Here is a 15033-nt window from a genome sequence, read left to right as displayed (position 1 = left end):
TGTTATTACCTCGCCGCAGCCAGAATAGTATCGAATAACTCCTGAGCCGCCCGCAAAATCTGTGCAGACGCTGCATAGGACTGCTGAAAACGTACTAAATTAGCTGCTTCCTCATCCAGGCTGACACCCGATACCGACTGAAACCACTTTTCTGAACTAGCCAGTGTTGCCTCAGAAGCTCTAAGTGTAATATCGGCATTCGCCGATTGTTCGCCAACACGTCCTACCATAGAGGAGTATGCTTCCTGAAAAGTGCGAGCTTGATTCGTACTTTCACTGCTCAATTGCACAAATGCACCTTCCTGCAGTCCACCCATAATAACGGCATTGCGATTATCATCAATCCCGTCAGTGTTATATTGAATGGTAAAACTGTCACCGGGCTTGGGAATTCCGCTTAAGCTAAAATCGTAACCGGGGTAGTCATCAAGCGCTGCAAACGAGGCTGGCCATGCTGGCGCAGCACCACTGTTCTGAGCTTGTTCAAGTAGGTTCTCGTAGTTGGTCACTCCAGTTACATTGGTAATAACGTTGGCTGGATTTTCACCATCGAGTACCTGAAATTCAGTCTCTGATACAAATACAATTTGTACAGGTGCACCCTGTGTCGCACTGGGAGAGCCAGCTACATCATGCAGGCCTCCATTGCCATCGAAGGCAGACCTGTCGTTTCCAGTTCCAAGTGTGGTGTTGGTGACTTTCGTAAACGAGACAATCGCATCACCTAAGTTTTCGCCATCAGGCTCGACTCTAACGGGCAATGCAAAGGCAAGGTCTTCAGGGCGCATGGTTGCCATTTCAATATTGTTGGCAGCAAATTTTGTCGGTTGTAATAAAAATTCATTATCGACACTAAAGGTATCCGAGGGGTCAAATTCTATTTCAATACCACCTTGGATTTCATTGTAACCTGCACCCACCGTTATACCCGTTAACACAATAGGATTGCCCGTAGCATCGCGCTTCGGCTCACCATTGCCTTCCAAATACTCTATCGTTATTTCAGTGGGCTGGTCTGCTCCGTTTACTGCCGTCACAGTAATTTTGATATCCGCATCGGTGATTTCAGCCCCTTTACCTGGCGTAAAGCGCCCCTCTACAGTCAGATTTCCCGGCGTATCCGTGTAAGGTAATCCTGAAAAAGTCGGCAGAGCAATAATGTCACCACCCAGCTGTTGATCCATATCCATTCCTAGCCGGTTTTGGCTATTGATGGCATCACCGATAGCGACAGCGAGTTGGCCAAGATCACGTTGTGCTGGTCCAAGAATCTCGTCCCTGTAGCGAAACAGCCCTCCTAAGACACCGCCTAAATCATTTTCCAGTACGTTAATGCTGGTGTTACCTTTATTGGTAAAATTGGTACCAACTTGAATTTCTTTGAAGGTCAGATCGGCATCGCTTCCCAACTCTAAAATATTAAAATCACCGTCTTCTAATACCAGAGATTCACCTGTGGTGAGGTTCACGGCAAGACCACTGCCACCTGCATTACCGCCATCACGGACTTCAATCGACAGCAACCCCGCCAACTCGTTAATCGCATTGTCTCGTTCATTTAAGAGCGAGCCAGGATCTTCCTTGAGATTAGCACTGGTCACAAATGTTATCGCTTTATTCAGCTCCCCAATTTGTTCAATCAACGAATTCGCTCTGTTAACTGCACTGGTAAATTCGAGGTTGACCTCTTTCTCCTTTGCTCTGAGAAAGTCAGACATGGTGGACATTTGTCCTAACAATTGTCGAGCCTCTCCCAACACCACGTCTCGCGATGATAAACTTGAAGGGTCGTCAGCCGCTGTTTGTACAGAGGCAAAAAAATCGCTTAAGCCTGTTGAAATGGAATTTGCTTCATTGGCAAGCAAATTGTCGATGGCGTTAGCTTTCTCATCATAAGTGCGCCATTCACCTACCTCAGTCAGGTCTCTTCTGCGTTGATTCACGGCAAACTGATTAATAACCCGCTCTGTATAAGCGACTTCTACACCGCCAATTTGCGGCGTAGAAAGTGATGTGCGCTCTCTAACATAACCTTCAGTATTAACGTTAGCAATGTTATTACCTGTCGTCTGAAGTAGACGCGTGCTTGCGGCCACGCCAGAAGTGGCAATACTAAACAGGTCTGTGTTTCGAATAAAACTCATAAACCAGCCCCGAATTCACTTTTGAGGCGTTTCATAATACCCATTACCTTGTCAGCATACTGAGGGTCTGTCGCATAACCTGCTTTTTGCAGTGCACTGAAAAAGCCTTCTGTATTACCGGCTTGCTCCAGTACTTTTGAATATCGGCCGTGCTGAAGGAAGTCTTTATAATCCTGAATGCTTTCCTGAATAGAGGAATACACCCGAAACGCCGCCGATTCTTTGTTAGCAACGCCGTTTTTATACTCCAATGTTGGCACGGTCGCTTGCTCTCCTTGCCATCCATTACTGGCTTTAATACCAAATAAATTGTGGCTGTTTTTGCCTTGCGCAGAGTGGATCATATGCTGGCCCCAGCCTGTCTCCAAAGCTGCCTGCGCAACCAGTCCACTGGCGTCTATGCCTAGTGCATCAGCCACGGGCTTAACCGCTGGTAAAAGTTGGTCTACAAATGCTTGCTGGTTATCAAAACCCGCAGCCTTCTGACCTCTTTGAACGGTGGATGTATGCTGCTGAGTCGGAAGATTTGCCCCTTGTCGAATCGCAGAGGATGGCATGTATCCTTCTTGTTGCGGACCAAGCTGCTGCACAATAAGCTTAGCTAAGCCCATGCCCTCTCCCGCGGCTAGGTCTGAAGCAATTTGCTGATCATGCATGTCTCGGTAAAATTTTACATGTTGGGAGTTCATGGGGTTATTTTCATCGGCCAATGCTTCTTGCGCCTGCCGCATAGATTTGAGCATCATACGTACGAAGATGGCTTCAAACTCCTGGGCGGCTTTTTCAAGTGCCTCACCATTACCGCTGTGCGCAGCCTGACGCAATGAATCTAAGCCTGCAATGTCAGTAGCATTGCGGGCAAAATCCAGCTGGTCATTGGCGATATTTTTGAGTTCCATCAGATCACAACCAACTCACCGCGCAAGGCACCAGCCTGCTGCAAGGCTTCAAGAATTGCCATTAAGTCACCCGGAGCAGCGCCAACCTCATTCACAGCCCTGACAAGCTCGTCCAGTGTCACCCCTGGGTCAAACTTAAACATGCGGCTATCAGCGAGGTTAACATCAACAATAGATTGTGTAGTCACCACAGTATCGCCGTCTGCAAAAGCATTGGGCTGACTTACCTGTTGGTTCTCAGAAATGGTCACGGTGAGCCCGCCATGGGTTATGGCGGCAGGTAACAATCGAACATCCTGACCTATCACAATGGTGCCAGAACGGCTATTGATCACTACACGGGCAGGCGCATCTGCAGGCGTAAACTCAAAGTTTTCTAAAGTAGCCAAAAAGCCGACCCGCTGGCCACGATCTCGTGGCGCCGTCACTCTCACAGAGGCTGCGTCTAAAGGTGTTGCAATGGCATAGCCCTTGGCGGGGTCTGCCCCTAAACGCTGATTGATGGTATCGGCCAAACGTTTTGCAGTTGAAAAGTCTGGGTGATGCAGATTCAAGGTCAGGTAGTCACCGTTAGCAAAACCACTTTGAACGGTTTGCTCAACCAACGCACCATTGGGAATACGTCCGACAGTAGGTGTATTCACTACGATGCGGCTTCCGTCACCCCCTTCTGCACCGAAACCACTTACAACTAAACTACCTTGAGCCACAGCATAAACCTTTCCGTCCAAACCTTTGAGAAAGGTTTGTAATAAGGTGCCCCCCTGTAGGCTACTTGCTTCCCCCATAGAGGACACGGTAACGTCTATGGTTTGACCTGGCTTTGCGAAAGCTGGCAGGTCTGCGTGTACCGCCACAGCTGCAACATTCTTAATTTTTGGCTTTACGTTGGGTGACACACTAATGCCAAAGTTAGACAACATGGTGCGAAAGCTTTGTTCTGTAAACGGGCTCTGTTCACCCGTTCCTGGAAGACCAACTACTAAACCGTAACCCACTAACTGGTTGCTGCGTACGCCCTGGATACTTGCGACATCTTTAACGCGCTGCGCATTAGCATCGCCGGAAAGGAGTGAAAAACTTAGTATAAAAACGATAATGGCACAGATACTTTTCATCATTGCTGCTCCTACAAGGGCCACCATTTGGAATCAAAGAAACGCATTAACCAACCTTTTTCCTGGGCTCTTGCAAACCGGCCTGTGCCGCTGTATTGAATGCGTGCGTTTGCAATTTTTGTTGACTCGATAATGTTTGCCGGGCTGACATCGGCAGGACGAATTATGCCGGTCAAACGAATGTATTCATCGCCTTTATTCAAGGTTAGCCATTTTTCACCCCGGATCACCAAGTTCTGATTAGGTAATACTTCAACAACGGTAACGGAAATATTACCGGTGAGACTGTTGCTTTGGTTAGACTGTGCATCGCCGCTAAAGTCATTGCTGGAGTCTACATTTAGCTGAATAGAGTCGCCGCCTAAATTTACTGGAGCATTGCCAAGACCAGTAATAGGGGCCAGCTCAATGGTCGACTCTTTTGAGGTGGTAGTATTGGCAGATTTAGTTGCATTGGTGTTTTCGCGCAGTTGAACAGTGATAATATCACCGACTCTGCGCGCGGTGACATCACTGTAGAGACTGTTCGCCAGTTGTGGACGAAATAGTGTACCGTTTTGCGCGACTTCTTCCCTTGGATAATCAGGGATTATGGGCGCAAACCTTGGATCGCCAGCTTGCACAGGCGGCTCGTAGGTGCTTTTGCAACCCACTAACCAAATTGTCACCAAAACAACGAAAAATGCCGACTTCACAATGTCACCTATAACTGTTGAATTACCTGACCTAGCATCTGGTCCACCGAAGAGATAACCTTCGAGTTCATCTCATACAGGCGTTGACTTTCGATTAAATTAACCAGTTCTTCTGTCACATTGACGTTGGAGGTTTCAAGCGCACCTTGGATCACGCTACCAAGCCCTTCCAAACCTGGGATCCCCTGAATAGGCGCACCACTCACGGCGGTTTCCACAAACAGGTTCTGACCGATAGGTTGCAACCCAGTGGGGTTGATAAAATCAGTGACATTCAGCTGGCCGAGTACTTGTGGTTCAGGCTGTCCGCGCACAGTCGCTGACACTTCACCATCCTGAGAAACAGTAATTTGCTGCGCATCTTCCGGCACAGTGATCTCTGGCTGCAGTAAAAAACCTGCGCCTGGCGTGACAATTTGCCCTTGGTCATTCAATGTGAACTGGCCATTTCGGGTATAAGCCAAGGTGCCATCGGGCTGGAGAATTTCAAAAAATCCCCGCCCCTGAATGGACATATCTAATGCATTTTCGGTAGTTAGCATATTACCTTGGGTGTGAGCCTTTTGCGTTGCTACCACTTTTGAACCCGCACCTATCATCAACCCAGAGGGCAGTTCTGTGTCTGCCGATGAGCGTCCGCCCGGCTGATTTATGTTCTGATAGAGCAAGTCTTCAAATACCGCACGGTCTTTCTTAAAGCCGATGGTAGACGCATTGGCCAGGTTGTTCGATACCACAGATACATCAGTCTGTGCGGCATCAAGGCCAGTTTTACTAATCCACAATGCTGGATGCATACATCTCTCCTCGTCACTGGTTAATCAGTGGCTTTAAATAATTCTCAGTAACATATTGCCGCGCAGATCCAGTTGCTCGGCTTTCTTCATCATTTTTATTTGGATTTCATAGTGTCTCTGTAGGCTGATCATGGATACCATTTCATCAATCGCATTCACGTTTGACCCTTCCAGCATCCCCGACTGTATCCTGACATTTTCATCAAACTCAGCCTGACTGCCGTCACGCATCCTGAATAAACCATCACTGCCTCTTTGCAACTGGTCGTAGTCTGGATTCACCAAGCGCAACCTGCCGACTTCCTGTAGCACGGTTTCCGGTGCACCCTGAGGCCGGGTTGATATTGTGCCGTCAGTAGCAATGTTTAAGTTTTCCAAAGGAACAGGCAGAAACAGAGGGCCAGTTTCACCCATGATCATATTGCCCAAGCTGTCTTCGAGCACACCGTCTGCACCCAGTTGAAAACGACCATTGCGTGAGTAAGCCTCGTTGCCATTAGCATCCTGAACAGCGAACCAACCGTTACCTTGAATGGCGACATCAAGGTCGCGTCCTGTGGGTGCAAGTGGACCTGACTCGTAATTGTTACTTGGGCTTTCTGTCATTGAGAAGACGCGAGTCGGCAAACCTTCGCCGTATGCCGGCATTGCCCTTGCCTGCTCCAACTGCGCTTTAAATGCTGTTGTTTGCGCATTGGCTAGGTTATTTGCGCGTACGCTAGTAGCAAGGAGGTCCTGTTTGGCGCCGCTTGTGGCAATGTATAGTAATTTATCCATGACACTTCTTTGACAGTTAAACTCTATTATTTAATAAAGCAGCAAAGTTGATGCCAATTGTTTATGTAGAAGCCAGATTTAACGCTAACAACACAAAAAAACCAGCGCTGAGGCTGGTTTTTTGCTTGGCTAATTCCGTTATCGGATATTTAGAATAGTCTGATTGAGCTGGTTGTTTACCTCCAGCGCCCTCGAATTGGCCTGGAAGTTTCGCTGTGCAATGATCAGGTCAACAAGTTCATTGGTCAAATTAACGTTCGCTGATTCAAGCGCCGATGAATTAATTTCTCCAAAGGTCCCCGTGGTTGCTTCACCCGCTAGTGCCTCGCCTGAAAGAATACTCTCTTTCCAGGTGGTATTACTCTGTTGAGTGAGGCCCTGTTCGTTGGCAAACCGTACCAGTGCAACACGCACTATTGGATCTGACGTTCCGTTAGAAAACGTCGCTCTTACCAATCCATCCGGACCGATGTCGATACTGGTCAAACGACCTACCGGCAAACCATCTTGCTCCAGTGAGGTTACCTCGAAGCCAGACGCGAATTGTGTAATTTCATCTGGTGTAGCACCCGTCGGATCTAACACAAAATTAGTCGTGATCTGCTGAGTGGGATCTGAGCCATTTGTTAGCGGTGGATCGCCCAATGCAACGGTCGTAATATCACCTGTCGCAACAGCGGTTCCATCTCCGTTTTGGATACCAGTGAAATCACCACTTTCGTCGAAAATCAAACGGAAACCCGAAATGGTGTTACCCGCTGTTGTCCCTGCCACATTAGCACCAACCCCGGCGGTAACCCCGTCATCACCCGCAGTGTTAATGGGCGTATCATCGATATACGTTGCAACAACCCACTCATTAGTAGCCGAATTGTCTTTCATAAAGTAATAGGTCATTACATGGCTATCACCCAAAGAATCGTAAACGGTAATTGAGGTAGCCGCATTGTAAGTGAGCGGATCATCAGGGTTAAACAAATCAATATCCACTGCCTCCTCACCTGCAGGTAAGTTAAAGCGGGGCGATACTTCCGTGGTACGTTGTGGTGAACCTGAAGAATCTGGAATTCGCACTGGAACCGTGGTACTCAATGCAACAGAAGCAGAGGTTCCATCATCATTGACAGGGAAACCCATTAGGTTGTCGCCGTTTGAGTTCACCACAAAATTGTCTTGATCTAACTTAAACTGACCAGCACGGGTAAATGAAAAATCTCGCGACGTTAAATCCGGTGTCGTGGCAAAAAACCCATTACCGGTGATCGCCATGTCTAGCGAGGTTCGCGTAATTTGCAAACTACCTTGTGAAAACTGCTGAGCCACTTCCTGGGTAAGGACACCGTCACCGACTTTTGTTCTTCCACCAGACAGCAGTGAGGCGGCGTAGATATCACCAAACTCAGCACGTGACTCTTTAAAACCGACCGTATTAACGTTTGCAATATTATTTGCAGTAACATCTAGGTCTCGTTGCGCGGCTGATACACCACTTAAAGCAATATTAAAAGACATGCTTTATTCTCCTCTTAACTGCCTATCTGAATAACTTCATTTAAATTGATACTGACATCGCCCGCGAGATTCAGAATAACCCCTTGGTTGCTCGCCGCTAACGACACGCTTTGTACGTGACGGTTAACTGCAGTGGGAATAGACTGATTTTCACCCTGTACCGTTCCTTCGGCAAAAATGGCGTAGTCACCGGGTGGCACTGTATTGCCGTTGCTGTCAGTTCCGTCCCAATTAAACGCGATATTGCCAGCTGAATTAGTACCTGCGTCTATGGTTCTTATCACTTCTCCACGGCCGTTTTCTATGGTTATGGTCAGTTGCTGCACAGTTTCATCAGCGACAACAACACCTGAAAATCCTGAACCGTCTGAGGTATAACCGATATTGCCTGGCACCAGCACATCCTGGCCAATCAAACCCGATGCCTGAAGCGCTTGGTTCGACGTCATGGATGCGGCAAAGTTCTCGAATTGTTCATTGAGCTTGGTCACACCATCGGCCGTCGTAAACGCCGTCATTTGGGATACCATCTGGTCGTTATCAACGGGCTTTGTCGGATCCTGATTCGCCAGCTGCTCTGTTAAAATGGCGAAGAAATCTTCCTGTGTCAGGTTTTGCTCTGTACCATCAACGATGGGAACAGTATCTTCCTGCACGTAATAATCACTGCCTAGTCCGGTAGGACCTGTACTTAAGGTGCTCACAATTTTGTCCTCATTTACTCAGCCGATTAACGACCCTGACCTAGCTGTAATACACGCCTGAAAATACGTTTAGTGGTATCAGCCACCTGCACGTTGGTCTCGTATGCTTTGGACGCCGACATCATATTCGCCATCTCCTCCACTACATTTACATTAGGCTTATAGATGTAGCCGTTTTCGTCAGCAAGGGGATTATGTGGCGCGTATTCAATTTGTAGCGGCTTATTGCTCTCCACAATACCGAGTACCTGTACACCATCGCCTTTCGATTGCTGCTGATTTGCCTCGTTCATGGTGGCTGAAAAAACCGGATGTCTGGCCTTGTAAGTTTCGCCATAACTGCTACTGACGCTGTTTGCGTTGGCGATGTTGCTTGCAGTGGTGTTCAAACGGACGCTTTCCGCATGCATACCCGTGCTTGAGATGCGCATTACATTAAACAAACTCATTATTGCTGCCCTCCACTAATGGCTTTTTTCATGCCTTTAAATTTGCCATCGAGAAACTGTACTGCGGCCTGCAATCTCATCCCATTGTCGAGAAAAGCATTACGTTCAGTTTGCACTTCAACAGTATTCCCATCGCCTGTATCCGGTTGATTAGGTATGCGAAACTGCTCTTCAATGCCGCCACTCACCTGAACTTGAAAATGCTTTTCGTGCGTTCTAGTGAGGCTGTGAGAGGTTTTGTTTTGCGCGGCTTGCATCGCCTGCTGAAAATCGATATCTCGAGCTTTGTATCCCGGGGTGTTTGCATTGGCTAAATTGCCGGCGATAATTTCCATACGGTCTTGGCGCAAAGTCACTGCTTTGTGATGAAAACCTGCAAGTCTGTCTAAACTAATGGCCACGATTGCCTCCTCTTTCTAACAAGAAAACTAAAGCAAAGTAGGTGCCAAAAAGAAAAGAATATAAATAGAGACAGCCTAACTACATGTTTTAAAAGCTATTTAAGCTGATAATAGAGACCAGGAGAGCACCGAACCATATTGAAATACTCACTGGCTCCAGTGATAGACTCAGACGCACCAAGGAACAAAATGCCGCCTGGGGAAAGTGAAGCGGCAAACAGTTGCAGTAGTTTTGCCTTTACCTCAGGAGAGAAATAGATAAGCACATTACGACAAAAGATCATGTCAAACGTTTGCCCAGGCATACGCCCATCAAGTAAATTGTGCTGCTTAAATTGAATGAGTCGCGAGAGGTCATCAACGACTTTTAACGTACCCTCTCCTGTTTCAGTGAAAAATCGCTTTCTGCGTTCTGGCGTAAGACCGCCCCTAGAAAGGGACAACTCATCGTATTCACCAAGCTTACACCTAGCTATCATTTTGCTCGACAAATCCGTCGCCACAATGGATAGCCTAAACGATTTACTCGGGTGACTTTGCAGGTACTCTTTGTACGTCATCGCAATAGAATAAGGCTCTTGTCCCGACGAACATGCGGCACTCCACATCGTCAGGCTAGACTTTTTTTGGGTCATCGATGCAAACAGCGTAGACTTGAGAAGATCAAAGGGGTAGTTATCTCTAAACCACAAGGTTTCGTTGGTCGTTAACGCGTCGATAGCCATTTGAGTAAGCTGTCTGTCGCGTCCAGACAAAACCTTATCTATAAGGTCGTTGATATCGTCCATACCGGTTTCAAAAAGCAAGGATGTTAACCTGCTTTTCACAAGGTAACGCTTCCCCTCCCCTAAAACGATACCGGCATTTGTCTGTAAATAGGCCGTAAAGGCACTGTAATGTTGGTCAGTGACGTCTTTGCGTTGCACCAGGCCAGGCTCCTAATCAGCTGTCAACCACTTCTGAACTGCGGTAGCTAACTCGTCTGGATGAAATTTAGCAATAAAGTCGTCGGCGCCCACTTTTTGTACCATCGCCTGATTAAATACGCCACTCAAAGAAGTATGCAGCACGACATGCAAATCCTGCAATTCCGGGGTGTTTTTAATTTCGGCGGTAAGGGTGTAGCCATCCATTTCGGGCATTTCGATATCGGATACCAGTACACCGACTTTGTCAGTCACTTTACCTGTTTCAGCCGCAATTTCTTTTAATCGGTCAAGCGCTTCCTGACCGTTTTTCGCCATTTCAATTTCTAAGCCCAGTGTTGTTAGTGCTTTTTTAACCTGATTTCTGGCTACAGCAGAATCGTCAGCGATAAAGATAATTTTTCCTTCGCTACCCTTTGTATCCAAACCTGCCGCGACATCATCGCTCACGTCAGTATTGAGCGGCGAAATCTCGTTGAGGATTTTTTCCACATCCAGTATTTCTACCAGTTCATTTTCGACTTCTGTTACTGCGGTCAAATAACTTGCTCTGCCTGTACCTTGTGGGGGCGGCATGATTGCATCCCAGTTGGTATTCACAATGCGTTCAACTGCACCAACCAAAAAACCCTGCACAGAGCGATTGTATTCGGCGATAACAATGAAGGCGGTTTCAAGGTTTTCAATACGCTTCCCCCCCGTCGCCATACTAAGGTCAATGACTGAAATGGTTTGCCCTCTAATATGCGCTACACCTCGCACCAAGGTATTGAGTTTAGGAATAGATGTTAAAGGTGGACATTGCAGTACTTCTCGTACCTTAAATACATTGATGCCAAAGCGCTGGCGTCCGTTTAACCTGAAAAGTAGCAACTCCAGCCGGTTTTGGCCGACTAACTGTGTGCGCTGATTGACTGAGTCTAAAATGCCCGACATGGTTTACCCCTTTTAACATTAGGCACGAACTTTGCGTAGTTACTTAATACTATAGGTCGTGCTGCTGATTTGAGCCAGAAAGCGACATTTTTTTGGCGATCTTTTTTACGGCCCAACGATCATTGTTAATAAAGAGTCTACGTTAATATGAAAAAAAAGCCATGCATACTATTTTCTCTAATTTGCGCAACTGCAGGAAGTCTTTGCTTTTCTTTCTCAACATTGGCGAAGAACAACCTGCATGCACAAATACACGAGCAGGCCTTAGATTACATCGAACAGCGTTTTAATGACGAACTGCGTATTCCTGATAACGGTGAGCTTGAGATTGATGTCAACGAAATCGACCCAAGAATCAATATTCCAGCTTGTAACAGCCCATTTCATTTTTCCACCGAGCCAGATGCGTTAGACAAAGCATTTTTCTCGCTCAGAATTGCTTGTAGCGAGGTCAATTGGTTTACGTATGCTTCCGTGCGGGTATCTTTTACCAAAAGTATGGTTGTAACAAGTGGCACCATTAGCCCTGATACAGTGCTGACTGCTTCAAACGTACGTGTTGAACAGGTAGATGTTAACAAAGCAAGACACACTGGATTTACTTCTGTCGATGATGTTATTGGCGCAAGAATGAAATATCGGGTAAGAGGCGGACAACCTATTCAAAGACGCATGTTGTGTTATGTTTGCGAAGGTGACAGGATCACTATTGCAGCGAGAGTTGGCGGCATGGAAGTGAAAACTTCCGGTATAGCCCAACAAGATGGTACTATAGGCGAAACGATAGAAGTCAAAAATGCGCGTTCTAACAAATCTGTTTTTGCACAGGTGAAAAATACGCAGGAAGTCGTGGTTAATTTGTAATTAGGGCTAAAGTTTGTGCGCGACAGGCCGATATCCTTTGTGAGGTCTAGAAAGGTAGTGAGTAAACGATATGGCTATCAACAATGTGAATAACGGCGGAGTGCCCAACAAGCCTGCCGTTGACAATGCAAAGCAGAACGCGCAACAAGCGCAAAACCAGGCTGCATCACAAAATGTAGCAAAGCAGGCTCAGGCAGCGCAGCAAGCACCGCGTCAGGACTCTGTGTCATTGACACAATCTGCACAGCAGTTGAATCAAGTACAGAAAAAAGCGGGCGACGCCCCTGTTAATCAGGAAAAAGTCGATAAACTCAAGAAAGCTATTCAAAATGGCGAGTACAGAGTTAATCCTGAAGCGCTGGCGTCTAAAATTGCTAAACTTGAAGCACAGATTTTTGGTATTAAGTCTTAAGAGAATTTGATGTCCGAGCTCAGTGGTCTATTTGAAACACAATGTGAACAGTTAAATAATCTGTTAATGCTTCTCGACAGAGAGCTACACTTGATCAGTGCACGTGAGCCAGATGAACTCATGCGGTTGGTAGAAGAAAAAAACCAGCTGTTGGATGCTATCCAAAAACTAGACGGTGATATCGCCGCCTATTACGCTGAGCACATGACGGGTGACAACAAAGCATCGTTGAGCGATGACGAGCAGCGTCTCCTTGACGAAAACTCCCGGCTGCTTGAGCAGTGTAAATACAATACATCTATTAATGAAAAAGCCGTTGAACAGGGACAACTAAAGTTAGCGCATTTGCGTCAACTCATCATGGATGTGCGCGCAAAAGAATCTTTGACCTATGATAAGAGTGGCGCCACCAAAGGCGGCACCTTGGGTAAAGGCGTCAGCGCCTAATAATACGTTACGTCTTTAAGTCTCTGTGGTTTGGCAACTGACAAATATATCTGATGCACTTCTTGCATATCTAATGACATCTCAGTGGCGTATGTGTCTTGGCCTACAGGATAACTTTTGACTATTTTAGCGCCGCGAATGACGCCTGCCACAGAGGCATTGAGTTCACTGTTTTGCATCATCAGATTTCCCAACGTTTGCATGCCTTCTAATTGTTGCCCGTGCACCTGTTCGGCAAGTTCACGGTAGGCATCCAGTTTAGAGGCCCGCATTGCCAGCAAAACACGTTCATCCTCAGTTTGTCCTGGCTGGGAAGAGATGGGTGCATAGCCAACTGCATGTAATTGTGGATAGTGATCAGGTTCAACAATTTCATATTCAATATGCGCATCGAATAACTTGGCACAGCTGGTAGTGCCAATTATTAACGCTAGCGCTAATAGTATTTTATGCATAAATTACCCTCCTAAGGGGTCACTTGCACCTTCTGTCTGTTAATGTTTGTATGCTAAAGCCATGCCAACTAAAAAGTAGGTATTAATCATGCATAGTTATTGTTTGAAAAGCTGCGGCAAGTGAACACAAAGGCGCAGCACCTATGGCTTTTAAGCAGGTTATGAGGCTTTTGGAAGCATGATTGATAAGATAATTGGCAACATATTAATGGGTTTGATTAGCCTGTCACTGATAAGTAGTGGGCAAGTTTATGCCGCTTGGTATCAGGCACAGGGGCAAGCTTTGATAATCAATGGTGATAAACAATTAGCCAAGCAACAAGCAACGGAAGAAGCCATTCGTCAAGCATTGCTTTTTGCCGGTGCGTCTATCACCAGCTCCCAAACTCTTACCAACGGTTTGTTGCAGCGTGATGCATTGCAGGTTAATGCTAGCGGTGAGGTAAAACGAGTCGAGAAAGTCAGTGAACGCTGGCACGATGACTATGTCACGGTCACAATTCGTGCCGATATCTTTCCCAAGAAGCGACAGTGCCTGCAGTCTGACGCGTTAAAGTCAATTGTCGCAGCGCCTTTCAGTGTGCGTGACCCAAGCCAATTTTTAGATGGTGATATTCAAGCTTTCAATCATAGCCTCGTATTGCAATTGCAGAATGCTATTAAACACTATAATGGCAACGTGAGTCTTGATCATATTACCCCTTTTACCGTTAGTTGGGTAAACAGCCGTAACCAGCAGCAAGCCAGTTCACTAGGCAAACAGTACGATGCACAACTTGCCTTATTTGGACACATAGAAGACGTATCCGTTGTTCGTACTGTATCGACCTGGAATCCATTCACTCAACCCGAGGCCGAGAGACGTTTAGCATTTAGGATCAGGCTCATAGATACCATTAATAATGCAGTATTACTGGATAAAGCCTATCAGATGAAGTCGGCTTGGGAGTATAAAGTGCATGAAAAAGTGGATACTGGCTCAGATTTTTTTTGGCAAAGCGCTTATGGAAAAACCATTCAAAGAGAAATTAGCCTTATCGTTGAAGACGTCGCGCACGCAGTAGAATGTCAGCCTACTACAGGCAGGGTGTTATCAGTCGCCAATAATCAAATATCAATTAACTTGGGAAAAATGCACGGACTTGAGATGGGAGATATTTTGTCGCTCTATCAAATGCAGACGCTTACCGACGATCGCGGGTTACATTACCAGCAATACAACTTGCATCCAGAAAAGTTGATAGTCACACAAATAAATTACGATAACGCGGTGATGGTGGCAGAAAACGGTGGTCTATTGGGTAATATTCAACCAAATGATTTTGTTATCCATAACTAGCACTTTTCCTTCCAGTTTTCCCCGTTATAATATCGGGGTTGAGGTATGTCCCCATAGTTTAACTGGATAAAACAAGAGCCTCCTAAGCTTTAGATCTGCGTTCGAGTCGCGGTGGGGACGCCAGTGATTAGGCTGCCTGAAAAGTGCTGTAACCACAC

17 protein-coding genes and 1 tRNA gene are annotated in these 15033 nt (G+C 46.5%); 5 read left to right on the top strand and 13 right to left on the bottom strand.

Annotation, left to right across the window (positions count from 1 at the left end; translation table 11 throughout):
* Positions 1-5: 5 nt before the first annotated feature.
* The 12 genes from flgK to DRW07_RS16625 all read right to left on the bottom strand — a co-directional run bounded on the left by flgK (position 6) and on the right by DRW07_RS16625 (position 11358).
* Positions 6-2144 (bottom strand): flagellar hook-associated protein FlgK, encoded by a 2139-nt coding sequence (flgK, locus tag DRW07_RS16680; RefSeq protein ID WP_124029087.1) that lies wholly within the window; start codon positions 2142-2144, stop codon positions 6-8.
* Positions 2141-3043 (bottom strand): flagellar assembly peptidoglycan hydrolase FlgJ, encoded by a 903-nt coding sequence (gene flgJ, locus DRW07_RS16675; RefSeq protein WP_124029086.1) that lies wholly within the window; start codon positions 3041-3043, stop codon positions 2141-2143. The genes flgK and flgJ overlap by 4 nt, the downstream gene beginning before the upstream one ends.
* The gene (locus tag DRW07_RS16670) at positions 3043-4161 is read right to left on the bottom strand and encodes a flagellar basal body P-ring protein FlgI (protein WP_124029282.1); all 1119 of its coding nucleotides are present in this window, start codon (positions 4159-4161) and stop codon (positions 3043-3045) included. The genes flgJ and DRW07_RS16670 overlap by 1 nt, the downstream gene beginning before the upstream one ends.
* An 11-nt stretch (positions 4162-4172) precedes the next feature.
* Positions 4173-4859 (bottom strand): flagellar basal body L-ring protein FlgH, encoded by a 687-nt coding sequence (gene flgH, locus DRW07_RS16665; RefSeq protein ID WP_377923172.1) that lies wholly within the window; start codon positions 4857-4859, stop codon positions 4173-4175.
* Between the two features lie 5 nt (positions 4860-4864).
* Positions 4865-5653, bottom strand: a complete 789-nt coding sequence (gene flgG, locus DRW07_RS16660) for a flagellar basal-body rod protein FlgG (protein ID WP_124029084.1) — start codon at positions 5651-5653, stop codon at positions 4865-4867.
* 33 nt (positions 5654-5686) lie between these two features.
* Positions 5687-6430 carry a flagellar basal-body rod protein FlgF gene (flgF, locus tag DRW07_RS16655; protein ID WP_124029083.1) on the bottom strand — a complete coding sequence of 248 codons (744 nt, stop codon included), beginning with the start codon at positions 6428-6430 and terminating at the stop codon, positions 5687-5689.
* A gap of 138 nt (positions 6431-6568) precedes the next feature.
* Entirely contained in the window at positions 6569-7942 is a 1374-nt protein-coding gene (flgE, locus tag DRW07_RS16650; RefSeq protein ID WP_124029082.1) for a flagellar hook protein FlgE, read from the bottom strand.
* 14 nt (positions 7943-7956) lie between these two features.
* Positions 7957-8646: a flagellar hook assembly protein FlgD gene (locus DRW07_RS16645; RefSeq protein ID WP_124029081.1), complete on the bottom strand. Its 690-nt coding sequence runs from the start codon at positions 8644-8646 to the stop codon at positions 7957-7959.
* A 26-nt stretch (positions 8647-8672) separates the two neighbouring features.
* Complete coding sequence (gene flgC / locus DRW07_RS16640) at positions 8673-9095, bottom strand: flagellar basal body rod protein FlgC (protein WP_124029080.1); 423 nt, start codon at positions 9093-9095, stop codon at positions 8673-8675.
* Positions 9095-9496 (bottom strand): flagellar basal body rod protein FlgB, encoded by a 402-nt coding sequence (flgB, locus tag DRW07_RS16635; protein ID WP_124029079.1) that lies wholly within the window; start codon positions 9494-9496, stop codon positions 9095-9097. The genes flgC and flgB overlap by 1 nt, the downstream gene beginning before the upstream one ends.
* Positions 9497-9591: 95 nt before the next feature.
* Positions 9592-10422 (bottom strand): CheR family methyltransferase, encoded by an 831-nt coding sequence (locus DRW07_RS16630; protein ID WP_124029078.1) that lies wholly within the window; start codon positions 10420-10422, stop codon positions 9592-9594.
* A gap of 12 nt (positions 10423-10434) precedes the next feature.
* Positions 10435-11358 (bottom strand): chemotaxis protein CheV, encoded by a 924-nt coding sequence (locus tag DRW07_RS16625; RefSeq protein ID WP_124029077.1) that lies wholly within the window; start codon positions 11356-11358, stop codon positions 10435-10437.
* Between the two features lie 147 nt (positions 11359-11505).
* Between DRW07_RS16625 and flgA the strand changes: the two genes are divergently transcribed.
* The 3 genes from flgA to flgN all read left to right on the top strand — a co-directional run bounded on the left by flgA (position 11506) and on the right by flgN (position 13081).
* Positions 11506-12222: a flagellar basal body P-ring formation chaperone FlgA gene (gene flgA / locus DRW07_RS16620; protein ID WP_124029076.1), complete on the top strand. Its 717-nt coding sequence runs from the start codon at positions 11506-11508 to the stop codon at positions 12220-12222.
* A gap of 70 nt (positions 12223-12292) precedes the next feature.
* The gene (flgM, locus tag DRW07_RS16615; protein WP_124029075.1) at positions 12293-12634 is read left to right on the top strand and encodes a flagellar biosynthesis anti-sigma factor FlgM; all 342 of its coding nucleotides are present in this window, start codon (positions 12293-12295) and stop codon (positions 12632-12634) included.
* Positions 12635-12643: 9 nt separating this feature from the next.
* The gene (gene flgN / locus DRW07_RS16610; protein WP_124029074.1) at positions 12644-13081 is read left to right on the top strand and encodes a flagellar export chaperone FlgN; all 438 of its coding nucleotides are present in this window, start codon (positions 12644-12646) and stop codon (positions 13079-13081) included.
* Here flgN and DRW07_RS16605 read toward each other — a convergent pair.
* Complete coding sequence (locus DRW07_RS16605) at positions 13078-13536, bottom strand: LPP20 family lipoprotein (protein WP_124029073.1); 459 nt, start codon at positions 13534-13536, stop codon at positions 13078-13080. The two genes, flgN and DRW07_RS16605, sit on opposite strands and share 4 nt — an antisense overlap.
* Positions 13537-13714: 178 nt before the next feature.
* Between DRW07_RS16605 and DRW07_RS16600 the strand changes: the two genes are divergently transcribed.
* Positions 13715-14875 carry a flagellar assembly protein T N-terminal domain-containing protein gene (locus DRW07_RS16600; protein ID WP_124029072.1) on the top strand — a complete coding sequence of 387 codons (1161 nt, stop codon included), beginning with the start codon at positions 13715-13717 and terminating at the stop codon, positions 14873-14875.
* A 47-nt stretch (positions 14876-14922) separates the two neighbouring features.
* Positions 14923-14998: transfer RNA gene (locus DRW07_RS16595), tRNA-Arg, on the top strand.
* Positions 14999-15033: the final 35 nt, after the last annotated feature.

Source organism: Paralteromonas sediminis (genome assembly GCF_003820355.1).
In the GTDB taxonomy this organism is placed as follows: Bacteria; Pseudomonadota; Gammaproteobacteria; order Enterobacterales; family Alteromonadaceae; genus Alteromonas_F; species Alteromonas_F sediminis.
Note: the sequence above shows the minus strand (reverse complement) of the source record. Positions and strands in the feature narration are given on the sequence as shown.